Annotated in this window: 18 protein-coding genes; 10 read left to right on the forward strand and 8 right to left on the reverse strand. The window is 70.9% G+C overall.

All coding sequences use genetic code 11. From position 1 onward, the window contains the following. The first annotated feature begins 108 nt into the window (after nt 1–108). Nucleotides 109–1,101 (forward strand): threonine/serine dehydratase, encoded by a 993-nt coding sequence (locus E8A49_RS11975; protein ID WP_293381119.1) that lies wholly within the window; start codon nt 109–111, stop codon nt 1,099–1,101. Further along, nucleotides 1,098–2,111 carry a beta-eliminating lyase-related protein gene (locus tag E8A49_RS11980; RefSeq protein ID WP_293381122.1) on the forward strand — a complete coding sequence of 338 codons (1,014 nt, stop codon included), beginning with the start codon at nt 1,098–1,100 and terminating at the stop codon, nt 2,109–2,111. Before E8A49_RS11975 ends, E8A49_RS11980 begins: the two co-directional genes overlap by 4 nt. A gap of 30 nt (nt 2,112–2,141) precedes the next feature. Here E8A49_RS11980 and E8A49_RS11985 read toward each other — a convergent pair whose 3' ends face one another. Next, nucleotides 2,142–3,137 carry a nitronate monooxygenase family protein gene (locus E8A49_RS11985; protein WP_293381125.1) on the reverse strand — a complete coding sequence of 332 codons (996 nt, stop codon included), beginning with the start codon at nt 3,135–3,137 and terminating at the stop codon, nt 2,142–2,144. A gap of 85 nt (nt 3,138–3,222) precedes the next feature. Continuing rightward, nucleotides 3,223–4,185, reverse strand: a complete 963-nt coding sequence (locus E8A49_RS11990) for an acetyl-CoA carboxylase carboxyltransferase subunit alpha (protein WP_293381128.1) — start codon at nt 4,183–4,185, stop codon at nt 3,223–3,225. 202 nt (nt 4,186–4,387) lie between these two features. On the opposite strand from E8A49_RS11990, the gene E8A49_RS11995 reads away from it, so the two are divergent. Beyond that, nucleotides 4,388–4,891, forward strand: coding sequence for a hypothetical protein (locus E8A49_RS11995; protein ID WP_293381131.1), 504 nt, complete (start codon nt 4,388–4,390; stop codon nt 4,889–4,891). Nucleotides 4,892–4,897: 6 nt separating this feature from the next. On the opposite strand, the gene E8A49_RS12000 is transcribed toward E8A49_RS11995, so the two are convergent. Together E8A49_RS12000 and E8A49_RS12005 are read right to left on the reverse strand one after the other, a co-directional pair. Further along, nucleotides 4,898–5,848, reverse strand: a complete 951-nt coding sequence (locus E8A49_RS12000) for a site-specific tyrosine recombinase XerD (RefSeq protein ID WP_293381134.1) — start codon at nt 5,846–5,848, stop codon at nt 4,898–4,900. Then, on the reverse strand, nt 5,845–7,125 hold the full coding sequence (locus tag E8A49_RS12005; protein ID WP_293381137.1) for a hypothetical protein: 1,281 nt from the start codon (nt 7,123–7,125) through the stop codon (nt 5,845–5,847). Before E8A49_RS12005 ends, E8A49_RS12000 begins: the two co-directional genes overlap by 4 nt. Between E8A49_RS12005 and E8A49_RS12010 the strand changes: the two genes are divergently transcribed. The 5 genes from E8A49_RS12010 (at nt 7,124) to E8A49_RS12030 (ending at nt 12,706) form a co-directional block, all read left to right on the forward strand. Beyond that, complete coding sequence (locus E8A49_RS12010) at nt 7,124–7,768, forward strand: shikimate kinase (protein ID WP_293381140.1); 645 nt, start codon at nt 7,124–7,126, stop codon at nt 7,766–7,768. The genes E8A49_RS12005 and E8A49_RS12010 overlap by 2 nt on opposite strands. Then, nucleotides 7,765–8,874, forward strand: coding sequence for a 3-dehydroquinate synthase (aroB, locus tag E8A49_RS12015; RefSeq protein ID WP_293381143.1), 1,110 nt, complete (start codon nt 7,765–7,767; stop codon nt 8,872–8,874). Before E8A49_RS12010 ends, aroB begins: the two co-directional genes overlap by 4 nt. Then, nucleotides 8,871–10,154, forward strand: a complete 1,284-nt coding sequence (locus E8A49_RS12020; protein WP_293381483.1) for an HlyC/CorC family transporter — start codon at nt 8,871–8,873, stop codon at nt 10,152–10,154. The genes aroB and E8A49_RS12020 overlap by 4 nt, the downstream gene beginning before the upstream one ends. 191 nt (nt 10,155–10,345) lie before the next feature. Then, nucleotides 10,346–10,714 carry a response regulator gene (locus E8A49_RS12025; RefSeq protein WP_293381486.1) on the forward strand — a complete coding sequence of 123 codons (369 nt, stop codon included), beginning with the start codon at nt 10,346–10,348 and terminating at the stop codon, nt 10,712–10,714. 309 nt (nt 10,715–11,023) lie between these two features. Continuing rightward, entirely contained in the window at nt 11,024–12,706 is a 1,683-nt protein-coding gene (locus tag E8A49_RS12030) for a hypothetical protein (protein ID WP_293381146.1), read from the forward strand. 9 nt (nt 12,707–12,715) lie between these two features. Here the strand turns inward: E8A49_RS12030 and E8A49_RS12035 are convergent, their stop codons facing one another. Beyond that, complete coding sequence (locus E8A49_RS12035) at nt 12,716–12,988, reverse strand: BolA family transcriptional regulator (protein ID WP_293381489.1); 273 nt, start codon at nt 12,986–12,988, stop codon at nt 12,716–12,718. Between the two features lie 52 nt (nt 12,989–13,040). On the opposite strand from E8A49_RS12035, the gene E8A49_RS12040 reads away from it, so the two are divergent. Beyond that, the gene (locus E8A49_RS12040) at nt 13,041–13,691 is read left to right on the forward strand and encodes a J domain-containing protein (protein WP_293381149.1); all 651 of its coding nucleotides are present in this window, start codon (nt 13,041–13,043) and stop codon (nt 13,689–13,691) included. A 43-nt stretch (nt 13,692–13,734) separates the two neighbouring features. Continuing rightward, nucleotides 13,735–14,445, forward strand: coding sequence for a TlpA disulfide reductase family protein (locus tag E8A49_RS12045; protein ID WP_293381152.1), 711 nt, complete (start codon nt 13,735–13,737; stop codon nt 14,443–14,445). 33 nt (nt 14,446–14,478) lie between these two features. Here the strand turns inward: E8A49_RS12045 and E8A49_RS12050 are convergent, their stop codons facing one another. The 3 genes from E8A49_RS12050 to E8A49_RS12060 form a co-directional block, all read right to left on the reverse strand. Continuing rightward, on the reverse strand, nt 14,479–15,207 hold the full coding sequence (locus E8A49_RS12050; protein WP_293381155.1) for a glycine zipper 2TM domain-containing protein: 729 nt from the start codon (nt 15,205–15,207) through the stop codon (nt 14,479–14,481). A gap of 144 nt (nt 15,208–15,351) precedes the next feature. Next, entirely contained in the window at nt 15,352–16,083 is a 732-nt protein-coding gene (locus E8A49_RS12055; RefSeq protein ID WP_293381158.1) for a phosphatase PAP2 family protein, read from the reverse strand. After that, on the reverse strand, nt 16,083–18,416 hold the full coding sequence (locus E8A49_RS12060; RefSeq protein WP_293381161.1) for a TonB-dependent receptor: 2,334 nt from the start codon (nt 18,414–18,416) through the stop codon (nt 16,083–16,085). The genes E8A49_RS12055 and E8A49_RS12060 overlap by 1 nt, the downstream gene beginning before the upstream one ends. Nucleotides 18,417–18,481 lie beyond the last annotated feature (65 nt).

Here is an 18,481-nt window from a genome sequence, read left to right on the forward strand (position 1 = left end):
CTCCGTCAGCCTTCGGCTGCCACCTCCTCCCACAAGGGGAGGAGGAACACGCTCTGGCGTCGATTGCGATTTGCGCTAACAAGCCAGAGCCGCTCAGAAGGACCCGCCATGCCCGCGACGCTCGCGCCCGTGCGCCCGATCGAAATCGCCGAGATCCGCGCGGCGGTGGCGCGCATCAAGGGCACGGCGATCCGCACGCCGCTGGTCAAGCTGGAGCTGGGCGCAGGCTTTCCCGACATCCGCCTGAAGCTCGAGAACCTCCAGCCGATCAACGCCTACAAGCTGCGCGGCGCGGCCAACGCCGTGGCCCTGCTCTCCGACGAGGAACGCAAGCTGGGCGTCTGGACCATCAGCGCGGGCAACGCCGGCCAGGGCGTGGCCTTCGCCGCGCGCAAGGCCGGCGCGCCCTGCACGGTGGTCGCCATCGAGACCGCGCCCAAGGCCAAGCTGGAGCGCATGCGCGCGCTTGGCGCGAAGCTGGTGCTGGTCTCCTACGAGGAGGCCTGGAACGCGCTGGACGACCGGGCCTATCCCGGCGTCGAGGGGACCTTCGTCCACCCGTTCGACGACGACGCCTTCATCGCCGGCCACGCCACCATGGGCCTCGAGATCCTGGAGGACTGCCCCGAAGCCGCCGCGGTGATCTGCGGCGTCGGCGGCGGCGGCCTGATCACCGGGGTCGCCAGCGCCGTGAAGGCCGAGAAGCCCGCCATCAAGGTCTGGGCGGCCGAGCCCGACACCGCCGCGCCCTTCGCCCGCTCGCTGGAGATGGGCTCACCCCAGAAGTACCCGGAATGGCAGGCCTCTTTCGTCGACGGCGCCGGCGGCCAGAGCGTTTTCCCGCGCATGTGGGAGCGGATGCAGCCGCTGGTCGATGGCTCCATCGTCGTCACCCTGGACCAGACCCGGCGCGCCCTGCGGCTGATGGCGGAAAAGGCGCGGATCATCGCGGAGGGCGCGGGCTGCCTGCCGCTGGCCGCGGCGCTGACCGGCCAGATCCAGCAAAAGGGGGCCGGGGACGGGCCGATCGTCTGCGTGGTCTCGGGCGGCAACATCGACATGACCACCTTCTGCGACATCCTCCGGGAGACCGCGGAATGACCGCAGCCCGCTACGATTTCGCCTCCGACAACACCGCCGGCGCGGCGCCCGAGGCCCTGGCGGCCTTCGTCGAGGCCAACAGGGGCTTCGCGGCCAGCTACGGCGCCGACGCAGTCACCGCCCGCGCCGGCGACCTTATCCGCCAGCTGCTGGATGTGGACGCCGAGGTGCGCTTCGTGGCCTCCGGCACCGCCGCCAACGCCATCTGCCTGGCGGCGCTCTGCCGGCCCTTCGAGGCGGTGCTGGCCCACGGCCACGCCCACGTGACCATCGACGAGACCGGCGCGCCCAGCTTCTTCGGCCACGGCCTGGGGATCATCCCCTTGATGGGCGTTTCCGGCCGTATCGACGGCGCAGCCCTCACCGCCGCCCTCGGCCAGGCGGAAAGCGGACACGTGCAGTCGCCGGCGGCGCTGTCGCTGACCAACGCCACCGAATACGGCGCGGTCTATGACGCCAAGGCGATGGGCGCGCTGATCGCGCCGGCCAGGGCGAAGGGACTCTCCGTCCACCTCGACGGCGCGCGCCTGTTCAACGCCGCGGCGGCGGGCTTCGACCTGGCGACGATCAAGCCGCTGGGCGTCGACCTGCTGGTGATCGGCGGAACGAAGGCCGGCATGACGCCGACCGAGGCGGTGGTGATCCTCGACAAGGGCCTCGCCCGGCGGTTCGACGCGCGGCTGAAGCAGTCCGGCCAGCTGCCGTCCAAGAGCCGCTTCTACGCCGCGCCCTTCGTCGGCATGCTGGAGGACGGCGCGGCCCTGCGCCACGCCGCCCACGCCAACGCCATGGCCGCCCGCCTGGCCGCGGCCGTGCCCTTCCCGCTCGCCCACCCCGTGGAGACGAGCGGCGTCTTCGTGGACATGGACGAGCCGGCCCTGCAGCGCCTGCTGGCCGCCGGCTGGCGGGTCCAGCGCTTCCTCGACGGCTCAGTCCGCTTCATGTGCTCCTGGGCCACGACGCCGGAGGCGGTGGACGAGGTGGCCGAGGCGCTGAAGCAGGTGCGCTAGCCACCCCGCCACCCATGTTCTGTGGAGGGCCTAAGCCTCCGCCATCGCGCGGCGGCCGGCCATGCGCGCCAGGCGGCCCTCGATGATCTCCTCGGCCTCGCGGACGATGCGGTGGATCAGCTCGGCGCAGCTGGGGACGTCGTGGATCAGGCCCTGCACCTGGCCCGCCGACCAGATGCCGTGGTTCTGGTCGCCGTTCTCGAAGACCACCCGGCCGCGCACGCCCGCCACCAGCTCGCGCACCTGCTCGAAGGTCGCGCCCTCGCGCTCGAGCGCCACCACCTGGTCGGAGACGTCGTTCTTCGCCACCCGGCTGGTGTTGCGCATGGTGCGGAAGATGAGGTTGGTCTGCCGCTCGTCGTTGTCGACGATCTGCTGCTTGATCTGCTCGTGGATCGGGCTCTCGACCGTGGCCATGAAGCGGGTGCCCATGTTGATCCCGTCGGCCCCGAGCGCCAGCGCCGCCACCAGGCCGCGCGCGTCGCCGAAGCCGCCCGAGGCGATCATCGGGATCTTCACCTTGTCGGCCGCGGCCGGGATCAGGATCAGGCCGCCCACGTCGTCCTCGCCCGGATGGCCGGCGCATTCCAGGCCGTCGATGGAGATGCCGTCGACGCCCATCCGCTCGGCCGACAGCGCGTGGCGCACCGAGGTGCACTTATGCAGCACCTTGACCCCGTGCTTCTTGAACTCGTCGACGTGCTCCTGCGGCTTGTTGCCGGCGGTCTCGACGATCTTCACCCCGGCCTCGATGATCGCCTGGCGGTACTCGGCGTAGGGCGGCGGGTTGATCGCCGGCAGGATGGTCAGGTTCACGCCGAAGGGCTTGTCCGTCAGGCCACGGCAGCGGGCGATCTCTTCGGAGAGCTTCTCCGGCGTCGGCTGGGTCAGCGCGGTGATGAAGCCCAGGCCGCCGGCGTTGGCCACCGCGGCCACCAGCTCGGCGCGGCCGACCCACTGCATGCCGCCCTGCACGATCGGGTGCTCGACGCCGAAGGTCTCGGTGAACCGGGTCTTGAGCGCCATGGGCCGTCCTCCAAACGTTTGTTTGGATCGCAGTCAACGCGCCTCCCGCGCGCGTGGCAACCCCTTCCCAAACGTCATGGCCGGGCTACTGCATCCCCGCCCGGCCGATGGCGTAGAAGCGCTCGGCCCGCTGCTTGCGCAGCTCGTCGGGGGTCAGGCGCTCCAGGGCCTTCAGCTCTTCCTCAATGGCGTCGCCGACCGCCTTCAGGGTCGCCTCGGGATCGGAGTGGGCGCCGCCCGGCGGCTCGGGGATGATCCGGTCGACGATCTTCAGGCCGAGCAGGTCCTGGGCGGTGATCTTCATGGCCTTCGCCGCCTCGTCCGGCGTGCGCCCGCCGCGCCAGAGGATCGAGTTCGCGCCCTCCGGCGAGATCACCATGTAGATGGCGTGCTCCAGGATCAGCACCCGTGAGCCGCTGGCGATGGCGCTGGCGCCGCCGGAGGCGCCCTCGCCGGTGATGACGGCCACGATGGGCACGCCCAGCAGCAGGCTCTTCTCCGTCGACCGCGCGATGGCCTCCGCCACGCCGCGCTCCTCCGACGCCACGCCCGGATAGGCGCCGGGCGTGTCCACGAAGCTGATGATCGGCAGGTCGAAGCGCTCGGCCAGCTCCATCAGGCGGATCGCCTTGCGGTAGCCTTCCGGCCGGGCGAGGCCGAAGTTGTGCTTCACCCGGGTGATGGTGTCGCGGCCCTTCTCGTTGCCCATGACCACCACCGGCCTGCCGCGGAACCGGCCGATGCCGCCGATGATCGCCTGGTCGTCGGCGTAGGCGCGGTCGCCCTTCAGCTCCACGAACTCCTCGATCAGGCCGGCGGCGTAGTCGACGAAGTGGGGGCGGTCCGGGTGGCGCGCCACCTGGGTCTTCTGCCAGGCGTCCAGCTTGGAATAGGCTTCCCGGCGCATCTCCTGGGCGCGGGCGCGCAGGGCCTCGATCTCGGCGTCGAAGGCTCCGGCGCCGGCGGTCTCGGACAGCTTGGACAGCTCCTCGATCTTGGTTTCGAGGTCGGCGATCGGCCGCTCGAACTCGAGGTAGTGGACGGCCATCTGGGAGAACTCGGTCCTTTGGCGAAGCGGGGCCGGAACGTAAGCGGGTTGGCCCGGCCTCACAAGGGCGGGAGGCGGCGCGGGGTTCCCTAGCCGGTTCGGCATGCAACCCGCCGACGCCTCAAGGGGTTGTTGCGCCCGAAGATGCGCCGAAGGGCGTCGACACCGCCTCCGCGCGTCCGAGGAGAATGGAGATTTCCCAATGAAGACCGCTATCAAGATCGGGATGGTCTCGGCGCTGGCCCTCGCCGCCGCCGCCCCCGCCATGGCCCAACCCCAGGCCGCCCCGCAATATCCCGCCCAGCAGTACCAGCGCGATCCACAGGACGAGGGCTCCCAGCCGCCGCCCTCGTACCAGCCGACTCCGCAATACCAGCAGCAACAGCAGCAGTACCAGCAGGACCAGCAGGACTATCAGCAGCGCCGGGGCGCCTATGACGCCAGCAAGGACGCCTACGACGCGCGGCGCGACAACTACGAAGCCAACCGCGCGGGCTATCAGGACGCCCGCATCGCCTACGAGCACCGCCTGCATGCCTGGGAGCGCGCCCGCGACCGCTATGACGCCCGCTACGGCTACGGCGCCTATATCCGGGTTTATGGGCCGGCCCCGGCCTGGGACTACCGTCATTGGGGCCCCTATGAAGGCGCCGTCGCCGTCGACCGCTATGGCCGGCCTGTCGTCGCCGTTGAGCCGCGCTACTAGGCCGGCTCAGCGTTTCCGGGCCAGCGGGTGTTTGGTCGCCACCACCTCAGTGAGGCGGTCGGAGGCTACGTGGGTGTAGATCTGCGTCGTGCCGATGTCGGCGTGGCCCAGCAGGGTCTGCACCACCCGCAGGTCCGCCCCGCCTTCCAGCAGGTGGGTGGCGAAGGCGTGGCGCAGCACGTGCGGGCTGACCCGCGCCGGATCGATCCCGGCGTCGGCCGCCGCCTCGTCCAGCAGCTGGGCGAAGCGCCGCGGCGTCAGCCGGCCGCCCTGGCCGCGTGATGGGAAGAGCCAGGGATTGGCCTTCTGGCCCTTCGGCAGGAACTGGGTCCTGACTTCCAGATAGGCCTTCACCGCCGCGCGCGCGGCGTCGTTCAGCGGCGCGAGCCGTTCCTTGCCGCCCTTGCCCTTGACGATCAGATAGGCCGGGTCGCGGGCCAGGGCCGCGAGCGTCAAGCCGGTCAGCTCGGAAATGCGCAGGCCGGACGCATAGGCCAACTCCACCATGCAGGCGAGCCGCAGCCCCCCCGCGCCATTGGGGGCGCCGTCCTTCGCCCCTGCTGCGGCGATCAGGGCGTCGACCTCGGCGCGGCTCAGCACCTTGGGCAGCGACCGGCCCTTCTTCGGCGCCTCGACCCGGCGCGAGGGGTCGTCCGCCCGCCAGGCCTCGCCCAGGACGAAGCGGTAGAACTGGCGCACCGCCGCGCGCCGCCGCGAGGCCGTGGCCGGCGACAGGCCCCGCGCGCCCAGGGCCGCGAAATAGGCCTCCACATCGGCCGCCGAGGCGCTGGCGAGGTCGCGCCCTCGCCCGGCCAGGAACCCCGCCGCGTCGGCCAGGTCGCGGGCGTAGGCGGTCAGCGTGTTCTTGGCCGCCGCCCGCTCCACGGACATCATCTCCAGGAAGGCCTCGGACCAGGCGCCGCCCTGCCCGCGCCCTTGCCCCGGGGACTCGCTCATTTCAGGCCCGCGAGCCCTTCCAGGGCGAAGGCGCGGGCCTCCGCCTCCAGGCCCACGGCGTGCAGGGCGCGCACGATCCGCACCCGGTCGCCCACGGCCGGCCCGGCGGCGCCGGCCTCCGCGCAGGTCCAGAGCACCAGGAGCGCCGCCTCGCCCTTCAGCTTGCGCTGGGCGGCGGCGTCCAGCGCCAGGTCGCGGCCCACCGGCGCCTTGCCCTCGGGCACGGTCAGCGCGGCGAACTGGTCGCGGACGTCGGCGGTGAGTTCGGGCGCGAAGGCCAGGGCCAGGGCCGCGGCGGCCTGGCCCCGGGCGCGGACCTTGGGGTCGGCGGAATTGGCCGTCTCCAGCATCGCCGCCGCAACCGCCTCGCGCACCGGCTCGCCGCCGCTCAGCGCCTCGACGAGGACGCTGACGTCGGGCGGCGCGGTCGAGGCGTCGATGGCCGACGCGGCGGGACCGTCCGGCGACAGGGCCGCGGCCACCGCCGGCGACGGCTTGGCGGCGGAAAGGTCGAGGCCCAGGCTGCGCGACAGCGCCGCGTCCAGGCCGTTGCGCAGGCTGGCCGCGCCGGGGTTGCCGACGCCGGAGATCTTGGCCGCCATCAGCCGGGCGAAGATCGCGTCCTTCGCCTGGGCCTGCGCCAGGTCGAAGGTGAGCTGGGCCTGGGCGGTCTGGCCCGCCGCGGCCTGGCAGTAGGTGCGCAGGCGCAGCCAATAGATCTCGTCGCGCCCGGAACTGAGGTCCCCGGCCACGGCGCAGGCGCGGGTGTCGTCGCCGGCCAGGAGGGCGCTTTCCGCCGCGGCGCGGGCCAGGTCGGGGTCGCGGTCGACGCCGGGCGCGCGGGCCAGGATCGCAGCGGCGGCCTTGGGATCGCCCTGGGTCAGGAGCGCGCTGGCCCGGGCGCCCAGGAGCGACGGATCCTCGCCCGCGCCCTGCGGTCCGGGTGCGCCAGTCGCCAGCACGCGGCGTGCAAGATCGGCGGCGGCCGGGCTGAGCGGCCGGGCGGCCAGCAGCGGCAGGACGGCCTTCGCGGTCTTCAGGGACGCGCCGCGCCAGAGGTCCTTCGGCAGGCCGGTCTCGCGGCCCGGGGTCGAGAAGGCGTCCGGCGCGGCCAGGGACGAGACCTGCACGCCGGTGGGCGGCGCGACCGGCGAGATGGCGGCCGGCGGCGGGGCTGACGGGGCGGCCTCGGACGGGGCGGGAGGCTCTTGTGCGCTGGCTCCGCTCACCGATCCGGCGAGGAGCAACAGGGCGAGGAGACCAGGGCGACGCGACATGGCGACCATCATAGCCGCCGCGCGAGGTTGGCGCGAGGGCGCGGGCTCGTGTAGACCTTCGCTGTCCATGGACCGTTACGCCCCGCTGCGCCGCCGCACGATCGCCCTCGTTGGCCTGATGGGCGTCGGTAAGTCGAGCGTTGGCCGCCGGCTCGCCAACGCCCTGGAGCTGCCGTTCCGCGACACCGACACCGAGGTGGAGACCGCCGCGGGCCGTTCGATCTCCGACATCTTCGCCGATCTGGGGGAAGAGGCCTTCCGCGAGGGCGAGCGCCGGGTGATTGCGCGCCTCCTGGACCAGGAGCCGCACGTCCTGGCCACCGGCGGCGGCGCCTTCATGAACCCGCAGACCCGCGAACTCATCAAGGGCGCGGCGATCTCCGTCTGGCTGAAGACCGACCTCGACGTGCTGGCCCGGCGCGTGGCGCGTAAGGACACCCGGCCCTTGCTGGCCGGCAAGGACCCGCTGGAGGTGCTGCAGGCGCAGGCGCAGGCGCGCTACCCCGCCTACGCCGAGGCGGACCTGATGGTGGAGACCGGCGACGCCGCCCACCACGTGACCGTCGAACAGGTGATCGCGGCGCTCAGCGTCCATCTGGCCGCCGGGACCGAGACCGCCGCGTCCGAGGCTTCCCCGCCATGATCCGCACCGTCCTCGTGGGCCTGGGCCCCCGCAGCTATCAGGTGCGCGTGGGCGCGGGCCTGATCGACGCCGCCGGCCAGGCCCTGGCGCCGCTGCTGAAGCGCAAGCGCACCGCCGTCGTCAGCGACGAGACCGTCTGGGGCCTGCACGGCGCGCGGCTGAGCGCGGCCCTGGCCCGGGCCGGCATCGAGGCTGTTCCCATCGTCGTGCCGCCCGGCGAGCAGACGAAGAGCTTCGAAGGCCTGGCCGAGGTCTCCGACCGGCTGCTGGAACTGGAGCTCGACCGCGGCGACGTGATCACCGCCTTCGGCGGCGGCGTGGTGGGCGATCTGGCCGGCTTCGCGGCGGCCATCTACAAGCGCGGCGTCGATTTCGTGCAGATCCCGACCACCCTGCTCGCCCAGGTGGACTCCTCGGTGGGCGGCAAGACCGCCATCGACACCCCGCGCGGCAAGAACCTGATCGGCGCCTTCCACCAGCCGCGCCTGGTGCTGGCCGACCTCGACGTCCTGGCCACCCTGCCCGAGCGCGAAATGCGCGCCGGCTACGCCGAGGTGGTGAAGTACGGCCTGCTGGGCGATTTCCGCTTCTTCGAGTGGCTGGAGGCCAACGCCGCGGCCGTGCTGGCCCGGGACCCCGCGGCCCTGGCCCACGCCGTCGCGCGTTCCATCGAGATGAAGGCCGAGATCGTGGCGGAGGACGAGACCGAGCAGGGCCGCCGCGCGCTCCTGAACCTCGGCCACACCTTCGGCCATGCCCTGGAGTCCGAGACCGGCTATGGCGAGGCCCTGCTGCATGGCGAGGCGGTGGCCGCGGGCATGGCGCTGGCGTTCCGCTTCTCGGCCTCACAAGGCCTCTGCGAGACGCAGGAGGCGGGCCGCGCCGCCGCCGCCATCGCCGCCGCCGGCCTGCCGGCCACCCTGGGCGAGGTGCGGGCCGAGCCCTTCGACGCCGAACGCCTGGTCCGCCACATGGCGCAGGACAAGAAGGCTGAGGCCGGGCGGCTGACCTTCATCCTGGCGCGCCGCCTGGGCGAAGCCTTCGTGGCCAAGGACGTGGACGCGCAGGCGGTCGCCGCGTTCCTGGAATCGGAAGGAGCTGTCTGATGGGCGCTCTGATGGCGCTGGCCCCGATCGTGTTCGGCCTCCTGGCGGCTTCGGCCCTGTTCTCCGCCGCTGAGACCGCCATGACCGGCGCCAGCCGCGCGCGGATGCACCAGCTCGACCGTGAAGGCGACCGCGCCGCGCGGCGGGTCACCCGCCTGATCAGCGACCGCGAGACGATGATCGGCGCGGTTCTCCTGGGGAACAACATCTTCAACATCCTGGCGACCGAGCTTGCGAGCTCGGTGTTCGCCAAGGCGATCCCCGGCGCCTGGGGCGTGGCGGCGGCGACGGCGGTGATGACCGTGCTGATCCTGGTCTTCGCCGAGATCCTGCCCAAGACGCTGGCCATCCTGCGTTCCGACGACGTGGCGCGGGTGCTGTCGGGACCCACCGAGATCGTGGTGCGGGTGTTCGGCCCGATCATCTTCGCCGTCCAGTGGGTGGTGCGGAAGACGTTGACCCTGTTCGGCGTCCACCTGGGCATGAGCATGGACGTGCTGGCCGCCCACGAAGAGATCCGCGGCGCGGTCGAGTACCATCACTCCGAGGGCCTGGTGGAGACCCACGACCGCTGGATGCTGGGCGGCGTGCTGGACCTGGCCGAGATGGACGTCAGTCAGGTGATGGTCCACCGCAACGCCATCGCCTCCATCGACGCCGACCAGACGCCGCGCGAAATCCTGGCCGAGGCGCTCGCCAGCGGCCACAGCCGCGCCCCGCTCTATAGCGACGAGCAGGAGAACATCGTGGGCGTGCTGCACAACAAGGACATGCTGGCGGCCATCGCCGAGGCCAACGGCGATATCGACGCCATCGACATGGCCGCCATCGTCCGCGAACCCTGGTTCATCCCCGAGACCACCAGCCTGAAGGACCAGCTCTCCGCCTTCCTGAAGCGCCGCAGCCACTTCGCCCTGGTGGTGGACGAATATGGCGCCCTGCAGGGCCTGGTGACGCTGGAGGACATCCTCGAGGAGATCGTGGGCGAGATCGAGGACGAGCACGACGTGGCCATGCCGGGCGTCCGCGCCGCCGAGGACGGCTCGGTGGTGGTGGACGGCTCGGTGGCGATCCGCGATCTCAACCGCGCCCTCAACTGGGACCTGCCGGACGAGGAGGCGGTGACCGTCGCAGGGCTCCTGATCTACGAGGCCCGGCGCATCCCCGACGCCGGCCAGACCTTCACCTTCCATCGCCAGCGGTTCCTGGTCCTGGAGCGCAAGATCAACCGTGTCACCAAGCTGCAGATCTGGCCCGCGACCGCGCGCGACGAAAGCTGAGCCGCCGGCCGGAACCAAGCTGCGCCGTGAACGTTTTGGCGATCGCGGGTTTAGGGGATCGCCTCGTCACAATGTCAGCCGACAAGTCGTCGACTATGGCCGCATGGTTTGCGATGCCCTCAACGCAGGGCAAGATGCCCCGTGATCGGACCACCGCCCGTCTGGCTTGGAGCTTCCGCTAAATGACCGACATCGCCCAACTGAGCGGCCTGCGCGTGCTGGTGGTCGAGGATGAGATGATGGTCTCGATGCTGATCGAGGACATGCTCGCCGACCTCGGCTGCACCGTGGTCGGTCCGGCCTCGCGGCTGGACGAAGCGATGGAGCTGGTGGAGGGCGCGGAGCTCGATTGCGCGGTGCTGGACGTCAACCTGGGCGGACAGCCGATCTTCCCCCTGGCGGACCTGCTGCGCGCGCGCGGCGCGCCCTTCGCCTTCGCCACCGGCTATGGGGATGCGGGGCTCCGCGACGTCGACCGGGGCACTCCGGTCCTGCAGAAGCCGTTCCGCGAAGGCGACCTGGCCCGCGTGCTCGGAGAGCTGCGCGCCAAGGTCGGCTAGGCGGCTAGAGGTAGCTGAGGACCGGGCCCCAGCCCTCGAACAGCAGGGTCAACGCGCCGGCCAGGCTAGCCAACGGCAGGATCAGTTTCACGCCCCATCTCCTCGAAATCCTGAAGGCGGAAGCCAGAGGCTCCGCTCTCAAGACGCCCTAGATAGGCACGAACCGACACCGCGTTAGATGCGGCTTTCCGAAACACTGTTATGCGCTTTCGGAAAGGGTCATACCGCCGAGCGATGAACAATTTTGCGGGAGTTGCCCCGCATGACGCGCCGCCTGTAATGGTCGCTGTATCACGGGAGGACCACTCCATGCGGTCGCATTGGGTTTTCGGAACGGCCCTGGCGTTTGCGCCCATGGTCACCGCGGCGAACGTCGAGCCCACGCCCGCCATCGGCCACATCTGCGGCGCGGCCGCGCCGGACGACGCCCAGGCCGCGCCCGCCGCTGCGCCGGCGCAGAAGCTGCTGACCGGCTACGGCACCGGCGGCTTTCCGGTCCGGACCTCCAATCCCCAAGCCCAGGCCTATTTCGACAACGGCATGCAGCTGGCCCACGCCTTCGCCCACAAGCCGGCGATCGCCGCCTTCCAGGAGGCCGAGAAGCTGGACCCCAACTGCGCGATGTGCGCCTGGGGCGAGGCCTGGTCGCGCGGCCCGACGATCAACTACCCCATCGACCCCAAGACCCAGGCCGAGCTGGCGGCCATCGCCGACCGCGCCGCGGCGCTCGCCAAGGACGGGCCGGTGAAGGAGCAGCGGCTGATCGCGGCCCTGCAGGCCCGCTACCACAAGGGCGGCGGCGCGGGTCCCGGCGACTTCGCCTTCGCCAAGGACATGGACCAGCTGGCCCGCGACAATCCCACCGACAACGAGATCGCCATCGTCGCCGCGGACGCCTGGATGATCCCGGCGGCGGCGAAGAACACCCAGGACAACCTCAACCGCGCTCTGGAGCTGATCGGCGGGGCGCTCACCCGCAAGCCCGACGACACCGGCGCCATCCACTTCTACATCCACGCCACCGAGATGAACGGCATCGGCGGCCAGGCGGAGAAGTACGCCGACACCCTGCAGCGGCTCGCGCCCTCGGCCAGCCACCTGGTGCACATGCCGTCGCACACCTACTACATCGTCGGCCGCTATCAGGACGCGGTGCGCGCCAACCAGGACGCCGCCCAGCTCGACATCGCCAACGCCACGCGCCAGGGACTGGGCGGCGACCCGTGGCTGCTCACCTACCACGCCCACAACGTCCAGTTCGCCACCGGCGCGGCGCTGATGAGCGGCGACGGCCCCGCGGCGCTCGCCCAGGCCGACGCGGTGTTCGACCACCTGGCGCACGGCAAGGAGGGCGGCGTCTGGGATCAGGTCGGCGGCGGAACCGCCTACTTCGCCGAGGGCCGGTACGCCGCGCCGGCGCAGGTCCTGGCCCTGCCCGACCCCGGCGCCAAGAAGCCCTACCTGCAGGCCATGTGGCGCTACGCCCGCGGCGAGGCCTACGCCCGCCAGGGCGATGCGGCCGGCGTGCGGCGCGAACTGGCGCTGGTCACGATGAAGCCGGCCGACCTGAAGGCCTTTGGCGACTTCGCCTCCACGGGCCAGGCCGTGGTGGATGTGGCGAATGCGGTGCTGGTCGGCCGCGCGGCGATGATCGAGAACCAGCCGGTCCTCGCCGCCGCGGCCTACCGCAAGGCCGCCCAGATCCAGGAGGCCAAGCTGCTCCGCGTCAGCGATCCGCCGATCTGGTGGTATCCGGTGCGGCGCAGCCTGGCGGCGGCGCTGCTCTCCGAAGGTCAGGCGGATCAGGCGGCCGCGGAAGCCCGGAAGGCCCTGAACGGCTGGCCCAACGATCCGGTGACGCTCGCCGTGCTGGCCCAGGCCGAGAAGAAGCTCGGCGACGGCAAGGCCGCCGACCTGCACCTGGCTGAGGCCAAGGCGGCCTGGCATGGGCGGGCGCAGTTGGCCGTCATGGCGCGGCCTGCGGACGCCTAGGCTTCGCCCTTAGATCTCTCCCGGCGCCAGCGCCTTGACCGACAGCGCGTGCAGCGGGCCGGCCAACTCCTCCGCCAACGCCCGGTAGACCATCCGCTGGCGGGCCACTTTCGGCTCGCCGGCGAAGGCCGCGGACTCGATCGTCACGTTGAAGTGGCTCTCGCCGCCCGGCGAGGCGCCGGCATGGCCGGCGTGACGCGCGGAATCGTCCACGACCTCGAGCCGCGTGGGCGCGAAGGTGTCGGTCAGCTTTTCTTGGATGGCATCGAATATGGCGCCCATCGGCTGCATCTTCAATTCTTGAAAGGGATTATCTCGGCCCCATACTTGGCCCATGCCCGCCGCGTTTCAATACAAGCCGCGCTTCGTCGATATCCGTGTGCGTCCGCCCTCGGAAGAGGAGGACGCGCGCGCCGAGGACGTGCACGCGCTCAAGCCCGGCGAGCGGGCCTGCGACCATCCGGGCTGCTCGAAGGCCGCCACCGCGCGCGCGCCCAAGTCGCGCGACATGCTGAACGAGCACTACTGGTTCTGTCAGCCCCACGCCGCCGAGTACAACCGCAACTGGAACTTCTTCGCTGGGCTCAGCGAGGCCGAGGTGCGCCGCCGCCAGCAGGACGAGCTGTTCACCGGCGGCCGGCCCACCTGGGAGATGAAGGCCGGGCGCATGAGCCGCGAGGCCGCCGCCTTCTCCGCCAAGTTCCGCAAGGGCGAGGGCTACCGCGACCCCTTCAATATCTTCGGCAAGAACGCCGGCAAGCCGATGCCCGAGCCGGAGGACCGCCGGCTGGGCAAGATCGAACGCAACGCGCTGGCCGACCTCGACCTCGACGCCAACGCCGACGGCCCGAAGATCCGCGCCCGCTACACCGAGCTGGTCCGCCGCCTGCACCCCGACGCCAACGGCGGCGACCGGGCGGGCGAGAACCGCCTGCAGCGGGTGATCCGCGCCTACCAGGCGCTGCGCAAGGCTGGTATGGTCTAGCTTCGCAACCCACGCGCGAGACGTGGGCGAGGGAGAGACCGAGATGGCCACCAGCCGAAGGGCGATCCTGGCCGGGCTGGCCGCCAGCGCCTACCTGCCCGGCTCCGCCGGCGCTCAGATGCATCCCGCGGGCGTCGCCTGGTCGGACAGGCCCGCGTTCGGCCATGGGCCGCTGGCGGCCAACAGGTTCGCCCAGATCTGGAGGGCGCCGGCGGCCGAGACCTTCTGGCCCGAGGCGATCCCGATCCTCGGACGCGACGGGCCGCTGCCGATCAAGAGTAAGCGAGGCAAGACGCTGCTTGTCACCTTGTGGGCTGAATGGTGCGCGCCATGCTTGGCCGAGATGCCGATCCTCTCGGCGTTCAACAAGACCTACGCCGGGCCTCGCTTCGAGATCGTGCCGATCGCCACCGGGTCCAAGACGTTGAAGACCTGGACTGACGCCCAGGCGCGGGTCGACCGCATCCCGGGTGCGAGCCTTTCGACGCTCATCGATGGCAGTCGCGATGGGGCGGGGCTGGAATGGGCGCTGGCGCGGATGAAGGTCTCGCCCGAGGCGATCGCCAAGCTGCCGCCGGGCTCCACCATCGAAAGCGTCGCCTTGCCCTGCCTGCTGATCGTGGACCCACAAGGGCGGCTAAGGGCGCGCTACCAGGGCGGGCCTGGCCCGGGCGCCGAGGAGAAGGGCCCCTGGGGTCCGCCGGAAGGCCCGGGACTGATCAAGGCCCTCGCGGAGGGCGCGGTCTGGACCTAGCCAAACCGCGCCACCCGACTCCAGAACGTCCGCCTACCAGTGGCGGTAGTGGTAGTCCCAGGGCCCCGGACGCCAGCCCGGACGCCAGTAGGCGTTGTGGGTCCAGTACCAGTAGCGGTACGGCCGGTAGATCCAGGTGCCGCCTTCGAAGAACCAGGGATTGTACCAGGCCGGGCCGGCGTAGACCGGGCCCGGGCCATAGTAGAACGCGGGCGCCCCGGCGCGCATGTAGTAGCCGGGCGGGCAGGCGCCGGACGCCTGAGCGGAGTTCGAGCCGATGGCCGCGCCGGCCGTGGCGCCCAGCGCCCCGCCGATGATCGAGCCGCCGGTGCGCGAGCCGCGTCCGGAGACGTTGGAGCCCACCACCGCGCCCAGGATGCCGCCGATGATGGCGCCGGCGGCGGTGTTGTTGCGCTGCTTGTCCATGCAGTACTGCGCCGCCCACTGCGAATAGCGCTGGGCGTACTCGCGGTCATAACTCTGCGCGCGGTCGTCATAGACGGCGCCCTGGTTTTCCGCGCCGGGCGGCGGCGGAGCGTACTGGCCCGGCGGCGGGCCGCCCTGCGGACCGCCGGACGGCGGCGGGCCATAGTTCGGGGGCGGACCATAGTTGGAAGGCGGCGGGCCGTAGTTCGAGTTCGGCGGGGGGCCATAGCCCGGCGGCGGGGGCGGCGGCTGGGCCGCGGCGGCGGTGGCCTCCAGCAACAGGCCGAACGCCAGTCCGGCCGCGATCACCTTCGCGCCGGCTTCCGATGGCTTCATCGTGGTCTCCATAACAGTCAGCCGTCCACTCGACTCAGAAGGAGACAGCTAAGCCTCATTTGGGGCCAAGATGTGGAATTGCCAGGGGCGATTGTTACAGACCGCGTTGCGATTCCGACCGCCTTCGGGGGTCCCCGACTGTCTTCAGGGCGCGATATGGGCGGCGGTCAGTTCGGCGCGGGCCGCCTCCAGCTCCTCGCGGAACTTCGGCTTGGTCATCAGCTCAGCGACCAGGGCCACGGCCAGCACATGACCGCCCTCGACGTCGCGCCGGTAGTGCGCCTCGCAGATCAGCCGGCTTTCCGCATAGTCCGCCGCCCGCGCCTGGATCACCTGGGCATTGCCCGGCATCAGGTTCGACAGCACCGCGGCGGCCGAATAGCCCATGGTGGCGTGGCCGCTGGGATAGGCGGTCTTGCCGTCCTCGCCGTGCTTGCAGGGGTTCAGCGTCGGGTCGGCGGTGATCGGGCGGGTGCGCGCGAAAAAGGCCTTGAAGCGCTTCACCGCCAGGCTGTCCTCGTTGCGCAGGTCCTCGAAGAGGAGGGCGGTCGCGGGCAGCCGCGCCAGGTCGAAGGCCGGACCCAGCGGCGCGGCGATCGAGGTCACGTCCTCGAAGTCCTCGTCGTGCTTGGCGAGCGCGAAACGCTCCGGCGTGCGGGCGGCCTCCAGGCGATGCAGTTCGGCGAGTTCGGCCAGGGCCTCGGGCGAGCCGTCGCGCGGCGGCGCTGGCAGCACCTGGGCCGGGTCGAGCTCGCCCGGCGCCAGGAACTTGGAGACCGTCGGCTTGGGCGGCTTGGCGGGCGCGGCGGCAGAGGGGGCAGTCGCCGCGCCCGCGGCCGTCAGGGCGAGGAGGAGCCCAGCGACGGTTTTGCGCATCAGAATTTCGCTCCAATGGTGCCTTCGATCGTCCGGCCGGCCTGGAAGAGGTAGAGGCCGGTGTCGGTGGTGGAATGCAGCACCGCGCCGGTGAAGGAGGTGATGTCGCGCTTGTCGGCCAGGTTGAAGACCTGCAGCTTCGCCCAGTAGCGGGGGGTGAAGTCGTAGCGGACCGCGACGTCGATGCTGTCATAGCCCGGCAGCTCCACCGCCTGGCCGCCGGTGTAGGTGGCCACGTACTGGCCGGACCGCTTGTAGGTCAGCGAGCCGGACCAGTCCTGGTAGTGGTAGATGGCGCCGGCCGCCGCGGTGTACTTCGGCGCATTGGCCAGGGTCTCGGCCGGCGAGGCGGCGATGCCCGCTGCGGGGTCGGCGGCGGTGGCCAGCTGCTTGGCGGTGTTGATCGAGCCGTTGACGAAGAAGGTGACCCCGAACGGCGCGGCGTAGGCCGCCTCGCCTTCCACGCCCGAGTACTGGCCCTTGCCGACGTTGCAGAAGCCGGCGGTCGTGGCGGTGGAGTTGCCGGACGTCGGGTCGGGGATGTTGCAGGCCTGGACGAGGTCGGTGACGTCGACGCGGTAGACGTCGGCGTCGGCGGTGAACTGGCCGTGGGTGTAGACCGTGCCGGTCTGGTAGCTGATCGACTGCTGCGGCCGCAGGGACTGCAGGTTGACCCCCGTCACGTAGAGCGCCGACAGCGAGGGGACCAGGAAGCCCGTGGCGGCCTGGCCGTAGACCGACCAGTCCTTGGTGATGCGGTAGTTGGCGGTCAGGAAATACAGGGTCTTGTCATAGGTGTTGGAGCCCACCAGCGGCTGGTTCTTCGCTCCGCCCGCGGTGCTTTCGTCGGCCGCATCCACGTCGCGGCGGAAGTTCACGTACTTCACGCCCGGCTGGATCGTCAGGTTGTCCAGCGGCCGCCATTCGAAGTCGGCGAACAGCTGGTACTGCAGCCACTTGGAGTTCTCCTGCAGCTTGGCGTTGGTGGTGAACGGGAAGGCCGGCGGGTGGAACTTGTCGTCGGCGATCCCCAGGGTGAAGTCGCGGAACAGGTTGTGGCGGTTGGTCGAGGAGGTCTCGACCAGGGCGCCGGCCTTCAACGTGCCGAAGCCGAAGTCGTCGTTGAGGCGCACGATATCGCCTTGGACCCGATACTCGTTCAGCTTGTCATAGCCGCCGATGTCATTGGCGCTCTGCGGCGCGGTCGTGATGTTCGGCGGCGAGGTGTTCGGCCCGCCGATCAGCCCGGTGATGTCGTTCACCGAGGTTGTCTTGTTGGCGTAGAAGTAGGTGTAGAGCTGGTTCTCCGCCGTGATCTTCGGCGTGAATGAGCCCTTCAGGTCGATGTATTCGAAGTCGCTGGTCTTGTACTCGTAGTTCAGCTTGTAATTGTGCTCATCGCCCGGCAGCGCGTCGAGGGCGAAGTCCTTGCCGTAGAGCTGCACCTGCTGCCAGGTCGCGCCGGGTCCGGCGTCGGACAGGTTGAAATAGGTCTGCTCCATCGCGCCGAAGGCGGTCAGCGTCCAGTCGGAGCCCAGCGGCTGCACGAACTTGACCATCTCGTTGTTCGCATAGCCGCCCGAGTGGCTGAGTTCGCCGTCGGAACGGCGCAGGTCGAGGTTGAACAGGAGTTTGCCGCCGCCGGGCAGTTCGCCGGTGTTGATCGTCGTGACCGAGGCCTGGGTGTTGAACGAGCCGGCCGTGAGCCGCTCGGCGAAGCTGCGGTCCGAAGTCGGATCGAGGGAGAAGAAGTGGATCGCGCCGCCCAGGTTCGCCTGGCCGAGGTCGCCGGCCGCACCCGGACCGCGGTCGATGACCACCGCCTGCAGGGTCGAGGCGGGGAAGTAGGAGGCCGAGTGGTGGGTCGGGTCGTTGGTGTCGCCGAAGGCGATGCCGTCAAAGGTCAGGTTGAACTGGCCGTCCTGGAAGCCGCGCAGGGTCAGCGTGTTGTACTCGCCGATGCCGCCGCCGTTCGAGGTGATGCCGGAGACCGAGGGCGCGATGCTGGCGACCGTGGTCCAGTCGCCCGTCTCCGGCGTGGCCAGGCGGATGAAGGCGTTGCTGACGATCGACTCCGGCTGCATCTCAACGAGCGAGGCCTTCGACGGCGCGTCCTGCGCGGCCTTGTTGGGCTCGGCGGTGACGATCACCTCCGAAACGTCGGTGCCCTCGGCGCCCGCGCCGGTCATGGGGCGCGGCGCGGTGGCCGTCGGCGCGGCGTCGCCGGCGGCGGCCTCCGCCGCGAACGCCGGGGCGGCGACGACCGCCAGGCCCAGGCTGATCGCCGTACCGCAGAGAAGCCGCGAAATGGCGGCGGAATGGCTGGTGCGCATGAATGATCCCCCCTGAAACTCGCCGGGGAAACACGATCAAGCGGCCGAAAGTACAAGTTACAGAA

It is taken from the genome of Phenylobacterium sp. (genome assembly GCF_004799515.1).
Classification (GTDB): Bacteria; Pseudomonadota; Alphaproteobacteria; order Caulobacterales; family Caulobacteraceae; genus Phenylobacterium.